12 protein-coding genes are annotated in these 12706 nt (G+C 71.5%); 2 read left to right on the top strand and 10 right to left on the bottom strand.

The annotated features are described in order from the left end of the window. Positions 1 to 43: 43 nt before the first annotated feature. The 10 genes from ruvB to pgsA all read right to left on the bottom strand — a co-directional run bounded on the left by ruvB (position 44) and on the right by pgsA (position 8336). Positions 44 to 1102 carry a Holliday junction branch migration DNA helicase RuvB gene (gene ruvB, locus B6R96_RS28655; protein WP_030387188.1) on the bottom strand — a complete coding sequence of 353 codons (1059 nt, stop codon included), beginning with the start codon at positions 1100 to 1102 and terminating at the stop codon, positions 44 to 46. Positions 1103 to 1162: 60 nt separating this feature from the next. Further along, the gene (gene ruvA / locus B6R96_RS28650; protein ID WP_053702107.1) at positions 1163 to 1795 is read right to left on the bottom strand and encodes a Holliday junction branch migration protein RuvA; all 633 of its coding nucleotides are present in this window, start codon (positions 1793 to 1795) and stop codon (positions 1163 to 1165) included. Next, positions 1792 to 2322, bottom strand: a complete 531-nt coding sequence (gene ruvC / locus B6R96_RS28645) for a crossover junction endodeoxyribonuclease RuvC (RefSeq protein WP_030387186.1) — start codon at positions 2320 to 2322, stop codon at positions 1792 to 1794. Before ruvC ends, ruvA begins: the two co-directional genes overlap by 4 nt. A 136-nt stretch (positions 2323 to 2458) precedes the next feature. Then, positions 2459 to 3211, bottom strand: coding sequence for a YebC/PmpR family DNA-binding transcriptional regulator (locus B6R96_RS28640; protein ID WP_030387185.1), 753 nt, complete (start codon positions 3209 to 3211; stop codon positions 2459 to 2461). Positions 3212 to 3268: 57 nt separating this feature from the next. After that, positions 3269 to 3862: a pyridoxal 5'-phosphate synthase glutaminase subunit PdxT gene (gene pdxT, locus B6R96_RS28635; protein ID WP_030387184.1), complete on the bottom strand. Its 594-nt coding sequence runs from the start codon at positions 3860 to 3862 to the stop codon at positions 3269 to 3271. Between the two features lie 6 nt (positions 3863 to 3868). Further along, positions 3869 to 4786, bottom strand: a complete 918-nt coding sequence (gene pdxS / locus B6R96_RS28630; RefSeq protein WP_030010552.1) for a pyridoxal 5'-phosphate synthase lyase subunit PdxS — start codon at positions 4784 to 4786, stop codon at positions 3869 to 3871. 148 nt (positions 4787 to 4934) lie between these two features. Beyond that, a complete protein-coding gene (locus B6R96_RS28625) occupies positions 4935 to 5477 on the bottom strand; it encodes a membrane protein (protein ID WP_030387183.1) in 543 nt (180 codons plus the stop codon). 119 nt (positions 5478 to 5596) lie between these two features. Next, on the bottom strand, positions 5597 to 6769 hold the full coding sequence (locus tag B6R96_RS28620; protein WP_030387182.1) for a glycosyltransferase family 4 protein: 1173 nt from the start codon (positions 6767 to 6769) through the stop codon (positions 5597 to 5599). Then, positions 6766 to 7671 carry a phosphatidylinositol mannoside acyltransferase gene (locus B6R96_RS28615; RefSeq protein WP_081524029.1) on the bottom strand — a complete coding sequence of 302 codons (906 nt, stop codon included), beginning with the start codon at positions 7669 to 7671 and terminating at the stop codon, positions 6766 to 6768. Before B6R96_RS28615 ends, B6R96_RS28620 begins: the two co-directional genes overlap by 4 nt. Next, positions 7671 to 8336, bottom strand: a complete 666-nt coding sequence (gene pgsA / locus B6R96_RS28610; RefSeq protein ID WP_030387180.1) for a phosphatidylinositol phosphate synthase — start codon at positions 8334 to 8336, stop codon at positions 7671 to 7673. Before pgsA ends, B6R96_RS28615 begins: the two co-directional genes overlap by 1 nt. A 311-nt stretch (positions 8337 to 8647) precedes the next feature. Here pgsA and B6R96_RS28605 point away from each other — a divergent pair, with 311 nt between their 5' ends. Both B6R96_RS28605 and B6R96_RS28600 read left to right on the top strand, forming a co-directional pair. After that, the gene (locus B6R96_RS28605) at positions 8648 to 10843 is read left to right on the top strand and encodes an elongation factor G-like protein EF-G2 (protein WP_081524028.1); all 2196 of its coding nucleotides are present in this window, start codon (positions 8648 to 8650) and stop codon (positions 10841 to 10843) included. 160 nt (positions 10844 to 11003) lie between these two features. Then, on the top strand, positions 11004 to 12671 hold the full coding sequence (locus B6R96_RS28600) for a hypothetical protein (RefSeq protein ID WP_107089455.1): 1668 nt from the start codon (positions 11004 to 11006) through the stop codon (positions 12669 to 12671). Positions 12672 to 12706: the final 35 nt, after the last annotated feature.

Below are 12706 nucleotides of genomic sequence, written 5' to 3'. Positions count from 1 at the left end.
CAGCATGGCACCGCAGTTCCTGAGGGGTCGAACCTCCGCGCCGTCAGGCCCCGAACAAGCCCTGTTGTCCGCTTGATCCACTCCCGCCCTGCTGCGGCGGTACGAGTCCCAGGTGAGCCCATGCGGCAGGCGTCGCGACCCGTCCCCGGGGGGTGCGCGCGAGCAGCCCCTCGCGGACCAGGAAGGGCTCCGCGACCTCCTCCACGGTCTCCCGCTCCTCGCCGACCGCCACGGCGAGGGTCGACAGGCCCACCGGGCCGCCGCCGAAGAGCTTGAGGAGGGCCTCCAGAACGGCCCGATCCAGTCGGTCGAGGCCGCGCCCGTCCACCTCGTAGACCTGGAGGGCCGTACCGGCCACCTCGCGGTTGATCACACCGTCGGCCCGGACCTGGGCGTAGTCGCGGACGCGGCGCAGCAGGCGGTTGGCGATGCGCGGGGTGCCGCGGGAGCGGCCGGCGATCTCGGCGGCGCCGGCGGTGTCGATCTCCACGTCGAGGAGGCGGGCGGAGCGGTGGATGACGCGTTCCAGCTCCTCGGGGGCGTAGAACTCCATGTGCCCGGTGAAGCCGAAGCGGTCCCGCAGCGGCGGGGGCAGCAGTCCGGCCCGGGTGGTGGCGCCGACCAGTGTGAAGGGCGGCAGCTCCAGGGGGATCGCGGTGGCTCCGGGCCCCTTGCCGACGATCACGTCGACGCGGAAGTCCTCCATGGCCATGTACAGCATCTCCTCGGCGGGCCGGGACATGCGGTGGATCTCGTCGAGGAAGAGGACCTCGCCCTCCTGGAGGGAGGAGAGGATCGCGGCGAGGTCGCCGGCGTGCTGGATGGCGGGGCCGGAGGTGATGCGGATGGGCGCGCCCATCTCGGCCGCGATGATCATGGAGAGGGTGGTCTTGCCGAGGCCGGGCGCGCCGGAGAGCAGGACGTGATCGGCGGTGGCGCCGCGCTGCCGGGCCGCCTTGAGGACGAGGTCGAGCTGCTGGCGGACCTTCTCCTGGCCGACGAACTCGCCGAGGTCCTTGGGCCGCAGGGCCGCCTCGACGGCGGTGTCCTCGCCGTCTGCCGCCGGCGCGACAATGCGGTCGCTCTCGTCGTCCCAGTTCACGGTGTCAGTCTGCCTTCTCGGTTCGTACGGTGGTCGGTCGCCTGCGGGGCTTTCCCGCCGCTAGCGGGCCCGGTTCAGGGACTGGAGGGCGGCCCGCAGGAGCTGCGGAACCGGGGCCGAACCGCCGGCGGCGATGGCGGCCTCGGCCTGCGGCGTCACCGCCGCCACCGCGTCCTCCGCGTCGCGCGAGGCGTAGCCGAGGCCGATCAGCGCGGCGGAGAGCTGCTCGGTCCAGGGCGCGGGGCCGGAGGCGGCGGCGCGCTGCGCGCCCACGAGGCCGCTGCTGCCCAGCGGGGCGCCCAGCTTGCCCTTTAGTTCGAGGAGCAGTTTCTGCGCGCCCTTCTTGCCGATGCCCGGTACCGCCACCAGTGCCTTCTCGTCCCCGGTGGAGACGGCCAGCCGCAGCGCGTCCGGGCTGTGCACGCCGAGCATGGCCTGCGCGAGGCGGGGGCCGACCCCGCTGGCGGTCTGCAGGACCTCGAAGACCTGGCGTTCGTCGTCGTCGGCGAAGCCGTACAGGGTCAGCGAGTCCTCCCGTACGACGAGGGAGGTCGACAGCCGGGCCGCTTCCCCGATCCGCAGCCCGGCGATGGTGTTCGGCGTGCAGTGCACGGCCATGCCCACTCCCCCGACCTCGATCACGGCAAGGGTGGGGGCGAGTGCGGCAACGGGGCCGCTCACGAAGGCGATCATCGGGTACGGCCTTTCGAGGCGTGCAGGGCGACCGCCTGCTGGAGGCGGTTCTGGGCGGGGGCCCGCCAGATGTGACAGATGGCCAGGGCGAGGGCGTCGGCGGCGTCCGCCGGTTTGGGCGGCGCGTCCAGCCTGAGCAGCCGGGTGACCATCGCCCCGACCTGGGCCTTGTCGGCCCGGCCGCTGCCGGTGACGGCGGCCTTGACCTCGCTGGGGGTGTGCAGGGCGACCGGTATCCCGCGGCGGGCGGCGCACAGCATCGCGACGGCGCTCGCCTGGGCGGTGCCCATCACGGTGCTGACGTTGTGCTGGCTGAACACCCGCTCCACGGCGACGACTTCGGGGCGGTGCGTATCGAGCCACTCCTCGATGCCCTGCTCGATGGCGACAAGCCGCAGGCCCAACTCGGCGTCCGCGGGAGTCCGTACGACGCCGACGCCGAGCATGGTCAGGGGTCGTCCGGCGACGCCCTCGACGACGCCGACGCCGCATCGCGTCAGCCCCGGGTCCACACCGAGTACGCGCACCCCGCCCCCTTCTTCTCGCTGCTCGATCGATTGATCGATTGATCGACGGTTCAGGCCGCCAGACTAGCCACTGCCTCTGACAGCACGACGGGCCGACAGGGTGTGTCCCTGTCGGCCCGTGGAAATCGTGCTCGGCTCAGGCGTCGACCTTGGCCATGACCTCGTCCGAGACGTCGAAGTTGGCGAAGACGTTCTGCACGTCGTCGCTGTCCTCCAGCGCGTCGATCAGCTTGAAGATCTTGCGCGCGCCCTCTTCGTCCAGCTCGACCTGCATGGTCGGCAGGAAGTTGGAGTCGGCCGAGTCGTAGTCGATGCCGGCCTTCTGGAGCGCGGTACGGACCGCGACCATGTCGGTGGCCTCGCTGATGATCTCGAAGCTGTCGCCGAGGTCGTTGACCTCTTCGGCACCCGCCTCCAGCACCGTCTCCAGGACGTCGTCCTCGGAGAGCTCGCCCTTGGGCAGCAGGACGACGCCCTTGCGGTTGAACAGGTACGAGACCGAGCCCGGGTCGGCCATCGAACCGCCGTTGCGGGTCATGGCGACGCGCACGTCGGACGCGGCACGGTTGCGGTTGTCGGTGAGGCACTCGATGAGCACCGCGACACCGTTCGGACCGTAGCCCTCGTACATGATCGTCTCGTAGTCGGCGCCGCCGGCCTCAAGACCACCGCCGCGCTTGACCGCGGAGTCGATGTTCTTGTTCGGGACCGAGCTCTTCTTGGCCTTCTGGATGGCGTCGAAGAGCGTCGGGTTGCCTTCGATGTCGGCGCCGCCCATCCGGGCCGCGACCTCGATGTTCTTGATCAGCTTCGCGAAGAGCTTGCCGCGCTTGGCATCGATCACGGCCTTCTTGTGCTTCGTCGTAGCCCATTTAGAGTGGCCGGACATCCGCCTGTCTCCTTCGCGTAACCAACAGTGTTCGTGCCCGATCCTACCGGGAGCTCGTCACAGCCCCGCGCGCACCATGTCGACGAAGTACGCGTGGACGCGGTCGTCCCCGGTCAGTTCGGGGTGGAACGAGGTCGCCAGGACGTTGCCCTGGCGCACGGCGACCGTGTGGCCGTCGTACGTGGCGAGCACCTCGGCAGCGGCGCCGACGGACTCGACCCAGGGCGCGCGGATGAAGACGCCCTCGACCGGGCCGTCCGCTATGCCCGCGAAATCGATCTTCGCTTCGAAGGACTCGTTCTGGCGGCCGAACGCGTTGCGGCGGACGATCATGTCGATGCCGCCCAGGGTCTCCTGGTCCTCACGGCCGTCCAGGAGCTTGTCCGCCAGCATGATCATGCCTGCGCAGGTGCCGTACACGGGCATGCCGGCGGCCACGCGCTCGCGCAGCGGCTCCAGCATGCCGAACAGCACGGCGAGCTTCGACATGGTGGTGGACTCGCCGCCGGGGATCACCAGGGCGTCGACCTCGGCGAGCTCCTCGGGACGCCGGATCGGCCTGGCCACGGCGTCCGCCGCGGCCAGAGCGATCAGGTGCTCCCGTACGTCGCCCTGGAGGGCCAGGACACCGATCACGGGGGTGTTGGTCATGACCGATTACCAGCCGCGGTTGGCGTAGCGCTCGGACTCGGGGAGGGTGTCGCAGTTGATGCCGACCATGGCCTCGCCCAGGTTGCGGGAGGCGTCCGCGATGATCTTCGGGTCGTCGTAGAAGGTCGTGGCCTTCACGATGGCGGCGGCGCGCTTGGCCGGGTCGCCCGACTTGAAGATGCCGGAGCCGACGAAGACGCCCTCGGCGCCGAGCTGGCGCATCAGCGCGGCGTCGGCCGGGGTGGCGACGCCACCGGCGGAGAACAGCACGACCGGGAGCTTGCCGAGCTCGGCAACTTCCTTGACGAGCTCGTACGGGGCGCGCAGCTCCTTGGCGGCGGCGAACAGCTCGTTGTTGTCGTAGCCGCGCAGGCGGGCGATCTCGTTCTTGATCTGGCGCAGGTGGCGGACGGCCTCGACCACGTTGCCGGTGCCGGCCTCGCCCTTCGAGCGGATCATGGCCGCGCCCTCGGCGATGCGGCGCAGGGCCTCGCCCAGGTTGGTGGCGCCACAGACGAAGGGGGTGGTGAACGCCCACTTGTCGGAGTGGTTGACCTCGTCGGCCGGGGTCAGGACCTCGGACTCGTCGATGTAGTCGACACCGAGGGACTGCAGGACCTGGGCCTCGACGAAGTGGCCGATGCGGGACTTGGCCATGACCGGGATCGAGACGGCCTCGATGATCTCTTCGATCATGTTGGGGTCCGACATGCGCGCGACGCCGCCGTCCTTGCGGATGTCGGCCGGGACCCGCTCCAGGGCCATGACGGCCACGGCGCCGGCGTCCTCGGCGATCTTCGCCTGCTCGGCGTTGACCACGTCCATGATCACGCCGCCCTTCAGCTGCTCGGCCATGCCGCGCTTGACGCGCGAGGTGCCGATCGCCGACTCGGCGGACTGGGGGGAGGTGGGAAGCGTGCTCACGGATTGACCTCACTCGAAAGGAAGACGGGGTACTGCTCGTACTACTCGGCTGAGGAAACCCCAGGGGATCAGTCCACTACAAGGGCCAATATGGAGCCTGTGGCTCCTTGATTTGTCCCTCACGGCCCTTGGAGGCCCGGGAGACCCCCTAGATCGGCCGTTCTGCAAGATCCACCGGCGGCTCGTCGTCCATTTCGAAGGCGAGCGGGAAGGGTGCGTGTCCTGCCAGTCTGAACCAGCGGACCTTGCGGTGCCTGCGCAGCGCGCGGGCGGCCCGGACCGAGTCGTTGAGGAAGCGCCGCGCCATCGGTACCCGGCGGACGGCCGCGGCCAGCTCCTCCGTGGCCTCCGCCCCGCCGGGGGCCGCCTTGAGCACGTCGACCTGGTCGGCATCGGCGAAGACCGCGCGCAGTGCCTGGCTGAGCTCGCTCTCGGCGACCTCGCGGTGGTCCTCCTCGGCCTGCCGGGCGGCGTGCGCGGCCTCGTACAGCACCAGGGACGAGGCGGGGTCGAGCACCCCGGACGTGGCCACCTCCAGCACGACGGAGGCCCGCCGTACGAGCTGCGCGTCGAGGGCGGCCCGCGCGGCGTCCATCCGCGAGTGCAGCCGGTCGAGCCGGCCGGCGGTCCAGCTGAGGTAGACCCCGATGACTCCGAGAGCCAGGGCGATCCAGACAAGGGTTTCGATCACGCTGCGCGACCCTACCGCTCAGCGCGTCCCCCGCCCCCATCGGGCCCGGCCCCGATCGAGCGCCCGCCGGGCGTGCGCGCAGGACGGCGCAGCGCCCCGCCCCGTCCCGGCCCCGGCCGTCAGGAGGGCGAGGTGTCCTTGGAGAAGCCGAGGCGGGTGCGCAGGGGGACCCGTTCGTCCGTGGCCACCGCCGCCGCGCCGTCCGTCACCGTTTCGTAGACGGCCAGGATGTCCGCCCCGACCGTGGACCAGTCGAAGCGGCGGACGTGCGCCGAGCCCCGGTCGCTGAGCTCGGCCCGGCGCTGCGGGTCGCGCAGCAGGGCGACGGCCGCCGTCGCCAGCGCGTCGGCGTTCTCGTTGGCGAAGAGGTCGCCGGCGCCGCCCTGGTCCAGGACCTGCGCGAAGGCGTCCAGGTCCGAGGCGAGGACCGCCGCGCCCGCCGAGAGGGCCTCGACCAGGATGATGCCGAAGCTCTCGCCACCGGTGTTCGGGGCGACGTACACGTCCACGCTGCGCAGCAGCCGCGCCTTGTCCTCGTCCGAGACCATGCCGAGGAATTCGACCCGTGCGCGGAGCTCCGCGGGCAGCGAGGCCACGGCTTCCTCCTCGTCACCGCGGCCCGCGACGAGCAGCCGTACGTCCGGGCAGGCCTCCACGATCTTCGGGAAGGCCGCCATCAGCACCGGCAGGCCCTTGCGCGGCTCGTCGATCCGGCCGATGAAGCCGAGCGTCTGCCCGGACCAGTCGGGGTTGGGCTCGGCCTTGGCGAAGAAGTCCACGTCGACGCCGTTGGGGATGACGACCGCGTCGCCGCCGAGGTGCTCGACGAGGGTGCGCCGCGCGTACTCGCTCACCGCGATCCGCGCGTTGATCTTCTCCAGGGCCGGCTGCAGGATCGGGTACGCGGCGATCATCGCCCGGGACCGCGGGTTCGAGGTGTGGAAGGTCGCCACGATCGGGCCCTGCGCCGCCCAGCAGGACAGCAGTCCCAGCGAGGGCGAGGCCGGCTCGTGGATGTGGATCACGTCGAAGGTGCCCTCGTGGAGCCAGCGCCGCACCCGGGCCGCCGACAGGAAGCCGAAGTTCAGCCGGGCCACCGAGCCGTTGTACGGAACCGGCACCGCCCGCCCCGCCGAGACCACGTAAGGCGGCAGCGGGGTGTCGTCGTCCGCCGGAGCGAGCACCGACACCTCGTGGCCGAGGCGGATCAGGTGCTCCGCCAGGTCCCGGATGTGGAACTGGACGCCACCCGGCACGTCCCACGAGTACGGGCACACGATGCCGATCTTCACAGGGCGCGCTCCTCCAGATCGTCCAGCCACAGCCGCTGCAGCATGTGCCAGTCCTGCGGGTGCTGGGCGATGCCCCAGGCGAAGGCGTCCGCCACCGCCTGCGTCATGGCGGTGGTCTTCTCGGTCCGGGTCCCGGTCCCCGGCACCTCGACCTCGGGGTGTATCCGGCCGTACATCGTCGGCGTGTCGCCGTAGTGCAGGGTGGCCGGGAGCAGCACGGCACCGGTCTGCTGGGCCAGCAGCGCCGGCCCGGCCGGCATGCGCGCAGTGGAGCCGAAGAAGTCCACCTCGACCCCGGAGGCCGACAGGTCCCGGTCCGCGACCAGGCAGACCAGGCCGCCGGAGCGCAGCCGGCGGGCGAGGGTGCCGAAGGCGGCGCCGCCGCTGTGCGGCAGGACCTCCATGCCCAGGCTCTCGCGGTAGGCCACGAACCGGTCGTAGAGGCTCTCGGGCTTCAGCCGCTCGGCGACCGTGGTGAAGGGCACCCCGATGTGGCCGATGGCCCAGGCCCCGGCGAGGTCCCAGTTGGCCAGGTGCGGCAGGGCCACGATGACCCCGCGCCCGGTGGCGAGGGCCTCGCGCAGCAGGTGCTCGTCCTGGAACTCGACCTCGGTGCTGAAGCGCTTCGGGTCCATCGTCGGCAGCCGGAAGGACTCCATCCAGTACCGCATGTAGGAGCGCATGCCCGCCTGTGACAGCTCGCGCAGCCGCTCCGGACCGGCGTCGGGCACCACCCGGGCCAGATTCGACTCCAGCCGCAGCACGCTCTTGCCGCGCCGCTTCCACGCGAAGTCGGCGATGCGCCGGCCGAGGGCCACGGCGGCGGGCTCGGGCAGCTTCTTGACCCCGGCCCAGCCGAGCCCGTAGAGCCCGTCGACCAGCTTGTCCTGCAAGGCGCCCATCAGGCCGCGCCACCCTCGGCGGCCGCCGCGGCGGCGTCGGCCTCGGCCGACTCGCGGCGTACGGTGACCACCCGCTGGATCAGGGTGACGAGCGAGCCCGCCGCCACGATCCACAGCGCGATCGGCAGCAGTACCCCGAGCCAGGACGGCGCCCCGAAGGTCTGCAGTCCGGACAGGCCGGCCGCGACCAGCGAGATCACCAGGCGCTCGGCCCGCTCGATGAGGCCGTTGACGGCCACCGGCAGCCCGATCGACTCGCCGCGCGCCTTGGTGTAGGAGACGACCTGGCCACTGGCCAGGCAGAAGATCGCCACCGCGCAGAGCGCGTTGTCGTTCCCGGTGCCCGCGTACCAGAGGGCGAGGCCGCCGAAGATCGCCGCGTCGGCGACCCGGTCGAGGGTGGAGTCGAGGAAGGCACCCCACCGGCTGGAGATACCGGCCTGGCGGGCCATGTTCCCGTCCACCAGGTCGGAGAAGACGAAGAGGGTGATCGTGATGGTGCCCCAGAAGAACTCGCCGCGGGGGAAGAACCACAGCGCTCCGGCCACCACTCCGGCCGTGCCGATGAGGGTGACCGCGTCCGGGCTCACCCCCCGCCGGAGCAGAAATGCGGCGAATGGCGTGAGAACACGCGTGAAGAATGCACGCGCGTACTTGTTCAGCATGGCCTTCCCGGAGGGTCGCTGGGCCGCACGGCCACCACGGCCACCGGCTGGCCCATCGTAGCCAGCACGCCACCGCCCGGACGCCGCGCACCCACCGGTTCGTGCCACGTAAGACGTACTTCACGCCGCCGACCGCCTCCGGTGGGCCCCGGGTACGTCCCCGGTACGACGTATGGACGGGATGTGACACCAGTGCAAAGCTCGAAGAATCCCGCATTCCTCCTCGGGGGAAGGGCCGGGAACACCGATCCGGACACCGATCCACCCACACCCCACCCTCCTCACCGTCACGACCGGGAGGCATGAGCATCATGGGAGCCACATCACACCAAGCCGGAGCCGCCGGCAGGGCACTGACGGCCGACCGCCCCTCTTCCATCAGGAATGTCGTGCTGGTCGGCCACAGCGGATCCGGAAAGACCACGCTGGTCGAAGCCCTCGCCCTGACCTCGGGAGCGGTCAACCGGGCCGGTCGGGTCGAGGACGGCGCCACCGTCTCCGACTACGACGAGATCGAGCACCGCCGGCAGCGTTCCGTCCAGCTGTCCCTCGTCCCCGTCGAATGGGGCGGAATCAAGATCAATATTTTGGACACCCCCGGATACGCCGATTTCGTCGGGGAACTCAGGGCCGGTCTGCGCGCCGCGGACGCGGCCCTTTTCGTCGTCTCGGCCTCGGACGGGATCGACGGCGCCACCCGCATGGTCTGGGACGAGTGCGAGGCCGTCGGCATGCCGCGCGCCATCGTCGTGACCCACCTGGAGGCCGCCCGGTCCGACTACACGCAGATGACCACCGTCTGCGGCGAGATCTTCGGCGCCGACGACCCCGACGCGGTCATCCCCCTCTACCTGCCCCTGCACGGCCCGGCCGGCCCCGACGGGCACGCCCCCGTCACCGGCCTGCTCGGCCTGCTCTCCCAACGCGTCTACGAGTACGCCTCGGGCGAGCGCGTGGAGCGCGACCCGGACCCCGCAGAGCTCTCCCTCATCACCGACGCCCGCGCCCGCCTGATCGAGGGGATCATCGCGGAGAGCGAGGACGAGAGCCTCATGGACCGCTACCTCGGCGGCGAGGAGATCGACCTCAAGACCCTCGTCGACGACCTGGAGCGGGCCGTGGCGCGCGGCACCTTCCACCCCGTCCTGATGGCCGCCCCCGCCGCCGACGGCGCCCGCCAGGGCCTGGGCACCGTGGAGCTCCTCGAACTGATCACCGGAGGCTTCCCCACCCCGCTGGAGCGCGCCGCCGTCCCCGTCACCCGCCCCGACGGCTCCGCCCGGCCCGCCGTCGGCTGCGATCCCGACGGCTCCCTCGTCGCCGAGGTCGTCAAGACCTCCTCCGACCCCTACGTCGGGCGCGTCTCGCTCGTCCGCGTCTTCTCCGGCACCCTGAAGGCCGAGGAGACCGTCCACGTCAGCGGGCACGGCCTCGCCGACCGCGGACACGAGGACCACGACGTCGACGAGCGGATCGGCTCCCTGTCCTCCCCCTTCGGCAAACAGCAGCGCGTCCTCACCCGGTGCATCGCCGGCGACCTCGCCTGCGTGGCCAAACTGACCCGCGCGGAGACCGGCGACACCCTCTCCGCCAAGGACGACCCGCTCCTCATGGAGCCCTGGACCATGCCGGACCCCCTGCTCCCCCTCGCCATCGAGGCGCACAGCAAGGCCGACGAGGACAAGCTCTCCCAGGGCCTGGCCCGGCTCGTCGCCGAGGACCCGACCATGCGGCTGGAGCAGAACCCGCACACCCACCAGGTCGTCCTGTGGTGCCTGGGCGAAGCCCACCAGGACGTCGCCCTGGAGCGGCTGCGCACCCGCTACGGCGTCCAGGTCGACCCCGTCCCGCACAAGGTGAGCCTGCGCGAGACCTTCGGCGCCAAGGCGGCCGGGCGCGGCCGGCACGTCAAACAGTCCGGTGGGCACGGCCAGTTCGCGATCTGCGAGATCGAGGTGGAGCCGCTCCCGCCCGGCAGCGGCATCGAGTTCGTCGACAAGGTGGTCGGCGGCTCCGTGCCCCGCCAGTTCATCCCGTCCGTGGAGAAGGGCGTACGCACGCAGGCCGCGCGCGGGGTCGCCGCCGGCTACCCGCTCGTCGACGTGCGCGTCACCCTCCTCGACGGCAAGGCGCACTCGGTGGACTCCTCCGACGCCGCCTTCCAGACCGCCGGGGCCCTCGCCCTGCGCGAGGCGGCCGCCGAGGCCCGGATCGAGCTGCTCGAACCGGTCGCCGAGCTCGCCGTCCTCATCCCCGACGAGTACGTCGGCCCGGTCATGAGCGACCTGGCGGGGCGCCGCGGGCGCGTCGTCGGCACCGACCAGGCCGGTCCCGGGCGCACCCGGGTCCGCGCCGAGATCCCCGAGATCGAGATCGGCCGCTACGCCGTCGAGCTGCGCTCCGTCTCGCACGGCACCGGCCGCTTCGCCCGGGCGTACGCACGCCACGAACCGATGCCGCCGCAGATCGCGGAAAAGGTGCGCGGACAGGCCGAGAAGGGAAGTTGACCGGTGCGGCACCGGATCGACCGGTGCCGCACCGCTGGGCTGCCCACCCAACCCGCTTGCGGTGGGCGGCATTTCCCTGTCCCATGACCATGGGGCGAGATCCGCCGATAGGCTCGTCGGCGCACCAAAACAGCAGGAACGCACAGCGATGGGGGCAGCGGTGGCGGACGACGGATTCGACTTCAGGCCCGGAGCACAGGTCCCGCTGCAGGGCGGCGGCGGGCAGACGGCGGCGACCAACGCGCTCGCCTCGGCCGCGTACCGCGACGGCGGCAAGGACACCAAACTCGCGGACATACTCGGCGCCAACAGCGAGAACCACCCGGCCACGGTCAAGCCCCCGAAGATCTCCCTCTTCGAGCCCAGCCTCGGCGAGGCCTTCTGCCGGGCCGTGGAGGCCCGTGCCCTCGGCCCGGGCCGCAAGCCGCTGATCCAGTCCTTCGGCGGCGATCCGCAGACGGTGGTGGAGCACTGCCTCGCCGCCTCGCACATCCGCAAGGAGCGTGACCGCAGGCTCCGGCTGATCATGCTGGTCTGCGGCGTGCTGTTCCTGCCCGGGCTGCTCCTGTGGCTGGGCCTGTTCCAGCTCCGCAAGTCCCTGTCCTCCCGGGAGAGCCGGGGCAGCTCCTGGATCGGTACCGCGCTCCTGGTCGGCGTCGGCATCGTGGTGGCCGTGCTGATGTTCCGGCTGCCGCTGACGGGCTTCCTCGGCCTCTACGCCCGCGGCATGATCATCGCCCCGGCCCTGGGCTGGCTGCTCGCCCGGCGCACCTGCGAGGCCACCGCGAGGGACCTGCGCGCCCGCTGGGACGGGCTGCTGTCGGGCGGCGGGATCGGCGCCAAGATCCCGGAGGCCGTGCCCGGCAACCCCGACGAGAAGGCGCGCGAGGAACTGCGCCACCAGCTCGCCAAGCTGACCGCGGAGAACCGCAGCAACCAGGTCTTCTACGCCGGCCCCAAGGGCATCCTCGGCATGGGCACCCGCTGGGGCAGCTGGCAGATGGCCGAGGAGCTGGCCCCGAAGAGCGAGGGGATGGAGATCCACCCCTTCCGCAGCTGGGACGTCATACGCGGGATCGACGCCCAGCTCCGCAAGCTGGAGCGGGGCCCCCTGCACACCGGCGGCTTCCCGCCCGCCGCGATCCAGCACTGGATCGTCACCCCGATCGGCGAGGGCGCGGGCGAAGTCGCCCGCCCCACCGGCGAGAACGTCGACGCCTTCCTCATCAAGCCGCACGAGATCACCCGGATCTGCAACGAGCAGCAGTTCAGCGCCGGCAACCGGCACTACCTGGGCATCCAGTACCCGCTCTGGGACGGCCAGCTGGTCATCAACATGCTGGTCACCGTCACCGTCCTCTACAAGACGCTGCGCGTGGACGTCACCGCGCACGCCCTGGGCCCCGTGCACGGCCTGTTCACCAGCAAGTCCAAGGCCCCGACCGTGGAAGTGCCCAAGAGCATCCGCTTCTGGGAGACCGTGGAGCGCCCGCTGCCGCTGGTGGACGCGCAGGAGGTGGTACGCCTCGCCGTGCGGGCCCCGCTGACCTGGTACCCGCCGCTGCTGGAGTACTTCGGCGGCAAGCTGGTCCTGCCCGAGCCCTTCGGCCTGCGCCACGTCTGGGCCGGCTCCATGTGGCGGCACCGGTTCATGGCGGACGACGCCCTGCGCACGGTGGCCCCGGTGCTGCGGGCGATCCACGCGGCGACCTTCAGGGTGCTGGAGGAGAACGGCGTCGACACCGACCGCTTCACCAACCGCTCCTCCATCATGAGCGGGCTCGTCCAGGAGCCCTCCCCGCGCAAGGCCGACGTCTACGACGCCTGAGGGGGCCGTGGGTAGGCTGGAGGAACGGCCCGAGG

The organism is Streptomyces sp. Sge12 (assembly GCF_002080455.1).
Classification (GTDB): Bacteria; Actinomycetota; Actinomycetes; order Streptomycetales; family Streptomycetaceae; genus Streptomyces.
Note: the sequence above shows the minus strand (reverse complement) of the source record. Positions and strands in the feature narration are given on the sequence as shown.